5 protein-coding genes are annotated in these 7,890 nt (G+C 59.4%); 3 read left to right on the forward strand and 2 right to left on the reverse strand.

What is annotated here, in order from left to right:
* Positions 1-221: 221 nt before the first annotated feature.
* Both cmoA and cmoB read left to right on the forward strand, forming a co-directional pair.
* The gene (gene cmoA / locus KGB21_RS29090) at positions 222-1,001 is read left to right on the forward strand and encodes a carboxy-S-adenosyl-L-methionine synthase CmoA (protein WP_172668706.1); all 780 of its coding nucleotides are present in this window, start codon (positions 222-224) and stop codon (positions 999-1,001) included.
* Positions 998-1,954 (forward strand): tRNA 5-methoxyuridine(34)/uridine 5-oxyacetic acid(34) synthase CmoB, encoded by a 957-nt coding sequence (gene cmoB / locus KGB21_RS29095; RefSeq protein ID WP_223507515.1) that lies wholly within the window; start codon positions 998-1,000, stop codon positions 1,952-1,954. Before cmoA ends, cmoB begins: the two co-directional genes overlap by 4 nt.
* A gap of 135 nt (positions 1,955-2,089) precedes the next feature.
* On the opposite strand, the gene tadA is transcribed toward cmoB, so the two are convergent.
* Positions 2,090-2,587 (reverse strand): tRNA adenosine(34) deaminase TadA, encoded by a 498-nt coding sequence (gene tadA / locus KGB21_RS29100; RefSeq protein ID WP_034150802.1) that lies wholly within the window; start codon positions 2,585-2,587, stop codon positions 2,090-2,092.
* On the reverse strand, positions 2,587-3,963 hold the full coding sequence (locus KGB21_RS29105; RefSeq protein ID WP_223507516.1) for a multicopper oxidase family protein: 1,377 nt from the start codon (positions 3,961-3,963) through the stop codon (positions 2,587-2,589). The genes tadA and KGB21_RS29105 overlap by 1 nt, the downstream gene beginning before the upstream one ends.
* Positions 3,964-4,152: 189 nt before the next feature.
* Here KGB21_RS29105 and KGB21_RS29485 point away from each other — a divergent pair.
* Positions 4,153-7,890 (forward strand): membrane-targeted effector domain-containing toxin (locus KGB21_RS29485; RefSeq protein WP_317846760.1); only part of this gene is annotated, 3,738 nt, incomplete at its 3' end.

The following is a 7,890-nucleotide window of genomic DNA, read 5'->3' on the forward strand; positions in this document are numbered from 1 at the left end:
CGATGAATTCCTTATCGGCGCTTCGGGTAGAAAGGGCGGGACGAGAAGTCTCCCACGGTCCGTACTGGCTAGAGTCGGAATCGAGCTTTTAGTCCCGCCCACCCCTTCAAGTCTAAACATACAAGCGAGCCTGTTCGTGATAGCACTATCACTGACGGCGAAGTTTCCTGACCTGCCTCTTTATCAGACAACCCGCGCATCCCCGCGTCAACTTGGCTAAAATGCCGGCCTTTTCCACCTACACCGCTGGAACCGCCGTGAGCAAAGAACCCGATCGCCTTTTCGCCCAGCCTTTGGCCCAGGTGCCTGACTTCGCCTTCAACGAGGACGTGGTGCGGGTGTTCCCGGACATGATCAAGCGTTCGGTGCCGGGTTATCCGACCATCGTCGAGAACCTCGGCGTGCTCGCCGCACAGTTCGCCCAGCCTGGCAGCGTGCTTTACGACCTGGGCTCGTCGCTGGGCGCCGTGACCCAGGCCCTGCGCCGTCACGTACGCACCGACGGTTGCCGGGTGATCGCTGTGGATAACTCAGCGGCCATGGTCGAGCGCTGCCGCGAGTACCTCAACGGTCAGGATTCGATGTTCCAGGAGTTGCTGCCGGTGGAAGTGATCGAAGGCGACATCCTCGCCCTCGACTTCCAGCCAGCCTCGGTGGTGGCGCTGAACTTCACCCTGCAATTCATCGCCCCGGAGCAACGCACGGCATTGCTGTCGCGCATCCGTCAGTCGCTGTTGCCGGGTGGTGCGCTGATTCTCTCGGAAAAACTACGCTTCGAAGACGAGCAGGAACACGCGCTGCTCACCGACCTGCACATCGCCTTCAAACGCGCCAACGGCTACAGCGAACTGGAAATCGCCCAGAAGCGCAGCGCCATCGAAAACGTCATGAAGCCCGACAGTCTCGAAGAACACCGCGAACGCCTGCTGGCCGCCGGGTTCTCGAAAGTCGTGCCGTGGTTCCAGTGTCTTAACTTTGCCTCGTTGATTGCCTTGCCATGATTGATCTGTCCCCCCTCGCCCGCCGTCTGGCCGGTACTCCACTGGCCGAATGGGCCAACACCCTGCAAGCGCAACTCGACAAGAAAATGGAAAAGGGTCACGGCGACCTGGAGCGTTGGCAGAGTGCGCTGGATGCTCTGCCGAAGATTCAGCCGAGCGAAGTCGATTTGCTCAACGGCCTAAAGCTCGATACCGATTGCGACGACGCAACCCGCGCGCAAATGCGTACTGCACTAATGGGCTTGTCGCCGTGGCGCAAAGGCCCGTTCGACCTGTTCGGCGTGCACGTCGACACCGAATGGCGCTCGGACTGGAAATGGTCGCGGGTGTCACCGCACTTGGACCTCAAGGGCAAACGCATCCTCGATGTCGGCTGCGGCAATGGCTACTACATGTGGCGCATGCTTGGCGCCGGTGCCAACAGTGTCATCGGTGTCGATCCGAACTGGCTGTTCTTTTGCCAGTTCCAGGCTGTGCAACGTTACTTGTCAGAGCCCAACGCCTGGCACTTGCCCTTCCCTTTCGAAGACCTGCCGCCGAATCTCGAAGGGTTCGACACGGTGTTTTCCATGGGCGTGTTCTACCACCGTCGCTCGCCCATCGAGCATTTGCTGGCACTGAAGGATTGCCTGGTCAAGGGCGGTGAACTGGTGTTGGAGACCCTGGTGGTCGAAGGCGACAAACATCAGGTGCTGGTGCCGGAAGACCGTTACGCGCAGATGCGCAACGTGTGGTTCCTGCCGTCGGTGCCAGCGCTGGAGTTGTGGTTGCGGCGGGCCGGGTTCACCGATGTGAAGTGCGTGGATGTCAGCGTGACCACGGTCGAGGAACAGCGTGGGACGGAGTGGATGAAGTATCAGTCGCTCAGTGACTTCCTCGATCCGGAAGATCACAGCAAGACGATTGAAGGGCTGCCGGCGCCGATGCGGGCGGTGATTGTGGCGAAGAAGTAATCGATCACTTCAAGACACTGCAAAAACCTGTGGGAGCTGGCTTGCCAGCGAAGGCGGCGGCACATCAAACATTTATGTCGACTGAACCGCCGCTATCGCTGGCAAGCCAGCTCCCACAGGGATTGATGTAGTTGTTTAGATTGTTGGTTTTGCGCGCCGGGCCTTGAAGAACTCGCTCAACACCGCCCCACACTCCTCCGCCAACACCCCCCCTTCATACAACACCCGGTGATTCAAAAAACCCTGGGTAAAAAACTGCCCCTGACTTTGCACAATCCCCGCCTTCGGCTCCAGCGCGCCATACACCACCCGGGCAATTCGTGAATGCACGATCAGCCCGGCGCACATGCTGCACGGCTCCAGCGTGACGTAGAGCGTGCTGCCGGGTAGCCGGTAGTTGCTGACAGCCTGGGCCGCCGCGCGAATCGCGACCATCTCGGCATGGGCGCTGGGGTCGTTGCCGCTGATCGGGCAATTGAAGCCGCGGCCGATGATTTCACCGTCCTGCACCAGCACCGCGCCCACCGGCACTTCGCCGAGTCGTGCACCTTGGGCGGCCAGCGCCAGCGCTTCGTGCATGAAGTCGCGATCACGGCTGCGATCGATGATGGCAGCGGGACGAATCTGACGCATCACGCCACCTCGATTGCGGCCATCAGGCCGGTTTCCATGTGGTCGATCACATGGCAATGGAACATCCACACACCCGGGTTATCCGCCACCAGCGCCACTTGCGCGCGCTCGTTCTTGCCCAACAGGTAAGTGTCGGTGAAGTACGGAATCACCTTGTGCCGGTTCGAGGCAATCACCTTGAAGCTCATGCCATGCAGGTGAATCGGGTGTTGATACTGAGTCATGTTTTTCAACTCGAAAATGTAGCTCTTGCCCTTTTCCAGCTTGGCGATCGGGCGGTCGGCGCAGGTCTTGTCGGTAATGTCCCAGGCCTGGCCGTTGATCTGCCACAGACTCGGCGGTTTGCCGTTGTCGACGTTCACCGACACCGAACCGACCCATTCGAAATTGAAGTTGAGTTTCTCGGCATTGGCCAGGTCCGGCTCGGCCACCGGGTTGGCGGGCAGCGCGGGTGGCCATTCGGTCGGGGCGTCGCTATTGGCCACCGAGCGCAATGTACCCAAACGCACCGGGCCGTTGCGCAGGGACAATTCTTCACCGGCCGGCGGCGCCTTGATCGCCAGGCAAATGCGCATGCCGGGGCCGAGCCAGTATTCCTTGCCGAGCGGACGCGGCTCGATAGGGTTGCCGTCCAGCGCATAGATTTGCGCTTCAACGCCGGGAATGTTCAGGCGATAAGTCAGGGTGTTGTCGAGGTTAAGCAAACGCACGCGAGTGATCTGCCCGGCAGGCAATTCAATCACCGCTTGCGGGACGCCGTTGATGGTCGACAGACGCCCCGCCGTGCCGCCACGGGCCGCCTCCCGAGGAATACTGAAGTCGACGAAAGCGCCCTGCTCATCGATGTGCCAGTTCTTCAGGCTCAAGGTTTTTTCGTATTTGAAACCGGTGGGTTCGCGCTCTTCGACGATCAGCGGGCCGACCAGTCCGCGACCGAGTTCTTCGCTGCTGCTCACGTGCGGGTGATACCAGTAGCTGCCAGCATCAGGCACGCGGAATTTGTATTCGAAGTATTCACCCGGCAGCACCGGCAGCTGCGAGACGTACGGCACGCCGTCCATTTCCAGCGGCAGGCGGATGCCGTGCCAGTGAATGGTGGTGGCGACCGGCAGGTGATTGATGAAGCGCACCCGCAGCCATTCGCCCTGGCGCACGCGCAGCTCGGTGCCCGGCGCCGAAGGGCCGAATGCCCAGGCTTCGGTCTTGTGTCCTGGCACCAATTCGACGTCCAGCGGTGCGGCAATCAGTTCATAGTCGTGACCGGCATCCGCGTCGGCCATCTTGCCCAGCCAGTACCGCGACGCGCCGCCCGCCCCCACGCCAACCACCACAAGACCGGCCAGACCACCGAGTATTTGTCGACGGGAAAAGGACATGAACTCAACTACCTCACGAATCAGCGTCAGGCCTGGAGCCTGCAAAAGGCGAATACGATACACCTGCAACTGCGAAACGGTAAGGGCGACCTGTGGCCGCACATCAGCCCAGGTATAACTATGTAGTGCACAGGCCTTGCACGAACGGGCCATGCTCGACATCCCGTTCTTCTCAAGGAGAGAGAGTGCATGAACCCGCACGAAACACGTCCACTGCCCAACGCCGCCGACAAAGCCGCGCTCAAGGACATCGCCAAAAGCGTCATCCAGACCTGCCCCAGCCTGCAAGGTACTGCGCACGAGGTAGCCAGTGACCTGCTGAAAAAAACCGGCATTACCGGCCTCGATCCGGACAAGGTGTACTTCCATCGTTTCGACACCTCGCAAAGCAGCTCGAAAACCTTTACCGGCTGGGAGCATGTCAACGCCACGCCGACGTCCTCCATGACCCTGACCCAGTTGGTCATCCACCGTTTTCGCGCCAGCGATCAGGACAACGCTGACCTGCTGGACGTCTATGCCGGCTTCTATACCGCCGGCCCGAACGCCGGGACCTTCAACGAAACCAACGAAGTACGCCTGCATGGCAACGAAGTGCTAAAGGAGTTCTGGAGCATCGATTTCAGCTCGATGTACCGCGAGCGCCTGACCAGCTACTGGGAAACATCCGCCGACGACTTCCGTACGTTGGCCAAGTGCAATTTCCTCATTGCGGCTGTGAAGGCCCGAGACAAGCGCCAATTGAGCGACGACGATTTCCAGCTCATCACCAACGCCGTCATTGGCCCGATCACCTGGCCCGTCAACCTGCAGTTGCTGCAAGCGCAGCACCCTTGCGTCGATATCGTTCGGGCGCTGGATGTCGACGGCTACGTCGCCACCAACATCCTTCGTTTTGCGGCGCCCAAAGGCCGGCAGATTGTTTACCTGCCCGGTGAACCGGTTGCCTTCAAGGTGCTGGAAACCGAGACGGACATGCACTACTGGATACTGCTGCAGTTGAACAAGGACGCTGCACGCCAGGCGTTCATGACGCACTTTTCCATGGTCGATCGCCAGACCATCGCCGAGAACATTACCGACCTGATGAACCGCTTGGTCAGCACTTGGGGCAAGTACGACCATCACCTGATCAACAAGACAAACCGGATCATCAGCGGCGACGCCTTCAGTTGGATGCGCGATTCCACCAAAGACGTGATGTTCGCCGAGGCCGATCTCTCGCTGACGTCCAATGGCGACCTGCGCAAAAAACTCTGGATCGGCTACCTCAGCGCCGGGGTCAAAGTGTTCGGGCCGATGGCGGTCGTCGGCTGGCCGATTGCGCTGCCCGTGGTCGGGGCGAGTATCGCCAACCTCGGCTTGAATATCGATCAGGCGCAAAACGCCAAGACCGCCGAAGAGCGCAAGGCCGGTGTCCTTGGCGCGGTGTTCGCCAGCATTGATTTGCTGTTCAACTTGCTCGTTCTCGCGGGACCTGGCTCGATGGAAGAAGTCGGTCCCGAGATCGATGCTGCCGAAGCGAGTGAGATGGCCGAGTATCGTGAAGCATTAACGCCGGACGAGAGCAGCGAGTCAGACAGCGAACCGGCGCAGTCGCCGGAACCATCTGAGCCTGCAACGGGCACGCCCGACAACACCGGACCAAGCCCTTCACCGTCATCGATACCCGAAGCCTACAAGGTCGATGTGGCTGTAGACGATGCAACAATGGTCCGTGAACCGGGCAAATTCCAGGGTATCCATCGCCTCGCGTCCAACCCTTCAAGTGCGATCAAACTCAAGGGCAATGGCTATTACGTGCGCTACGAAAACAACCTCAGTGGCCGTGGTCACTGGGCAATCATCGACCCGGCCAACCCGGACTCCTTCTCAGGTTCGATTCCAGTGCGATTTTTGACTGCCACTGAGGAATGGGAGGTCGTTCCCAAGTTGGGTCTGAAAGGAGGCATGGAGGCCCCCATCGAGATTGCCGAAGGTGCAAGCGGTGGGCCTGCTGTTGAAGAATGGGCACAATTGCCTGGCATTCATCTGCCGGGCCTTGAAGACCCGGCGATGAGGGAATGGGCACTCGGGGGAGCCGACGTACGCAGCCCATTCAGACGAGTATGGTCGGTTGGCGGAATCGACGTCGAGAGCATCGTGGGGCCTGAAGTCAGGGCAAACATCCAGAGTTTGCTCAGGCTTCCAGTCGTGGAAGAGGAAACCAGCTTCAGCGAGTTCGAGATGGCTCAGGAAGAACCTCGCCGAAACCTCGTCAGTGATGCAAAGGCATGGTACGACGCTCACCCGCCGATACCCCGCCTGCCGGTTTCGTCTGCGCAGTCGATTGCGTCGCCCAGCGAATTGCTTGAAACGGTGTTTGCGCAAAAGCCGGGGCTGGTCATCGGCGAAAGCCAAGGCAGTATCGGTAGCAAACAGTTTCTGATCGAGAACATGCCCGCGCTCGCTCAACGTGGCGTCAAGACGCTTTACTTGCAGGAACTGCTGGTGAACGTCAATCAACCCGAACTGGACGCCTTCGCGCGAACCGGTGAAATGCCCGCCGAGTTGAAGAACTACCTGCAGCGACTCGATATCAAGGCCGGCAACGATCCAACTGGCAAATTCAACCTGATGGCTTTGGTGAAAGCCGCCAATGCCCAGCGCATCCGGGTTCAAGCCATCGATACGTCGACGACCTATAACATTAATAAAGACGCATTCGCCTGGGAGTCGGATTATCAGTCGTCGCGGAGCTTTTTTGCGCGCGAGGTCGTTCAATTCAATGAGGCGTTAAAAGCGCCGGCTAAATGGGTGGGCCTGGTCAATCAAGAGAACATGGCGACGTTCAGAGGCTATCAAGGCATCAGCGAACAGACCGACGCCTTGAGCATCCGCATTGACGACGTGGCACCAGGACAGGCGCGATCCATTGGCACCGACCCGGGGTTAGCGGTGGAATACGCAGACTACCCGGACTCCCCCGTTTATGACGTGTCGGACGGGACCGACTTCGACAGCATTCATGATCTGATCAAAGGTGACTGGCGCGTTCAGATGGAAACCCCGTGGGCGTACCGAACCCCACGAGACCTGAAGCAACTGTTGCCCGAACCCGGGATGTTCACCTTCCAGCGCTACAGAAGCAGCATTCTGGTGGTTTATCGCAACGCCGAAGGTCGAATGGCGGACAGCGTCATCAGGATGACGCCCGGCGGAAGACTCAACCTGGATACCCCGCTTCGGCCCGCCTACGAGTCCATGACGGTGAATAGCCTCGACGAATTGAAAGAGGCATTGATCGCAAAGGGCATGAAGCCCATGGGCTGGCCCAGCGAACTGGCGGGTGAACTCGATTCAGCCGTGTCAGAAACCTCACCACGCATCGAAGTACCGAGCCACTGGCAAGCTAATGAAGTGCTGGAGGGTCGAACGCCAATCAGTGACGCCGGAAAATTCCAGGGCATTTATCAACTCGATTCGAACCCATCATCCGCTATTTTGATGAACGATCTTGCGTACTACGTTCGCTTTGAGAGCGATCTCAATGGCGCAGGACATTGGGCCATCATCGACCCCGAAAACCCGAACAGCTTCACCAACTCGATTCCGGTACGCCTGAACGCCAAGGGTGAATGGGAAACCCTGCCGCGCAATGGTCTCCAGGGTGGTGGCAAGTCAACCGCGACGGCGGGCACGAGCGCACCACGCTGGCCGGAGCGCCCCACGAGGCGGCCACTGCCGGCCTCGGAATATGACGTCCCCGAGCCATTGAAACCGGAACTTGAAAGAAGCGCGGTGGGTTTGGACGATGACTCGCTGCGGGATTTTTACGACAACATGAACGAGGTCGACGCCCACAGGGATTTCAAGGTCATCAGAAAGCGCCTGTATCAGGACGCCGTGAGTTTTTATGCAGAACTCAAACTGCCCGAGCGCCCACCC

Source organism: Pseudomonas sp. GL-RE-29 (assembly GCF_019947275.1).
GTDB lineage: Bacteria > Pseudomonadota > Gammaproteobacteria > Pseudomonadales > Pseudomonadaceae > Aquipseudomonas > Aquipseudomonas fluorescens_A.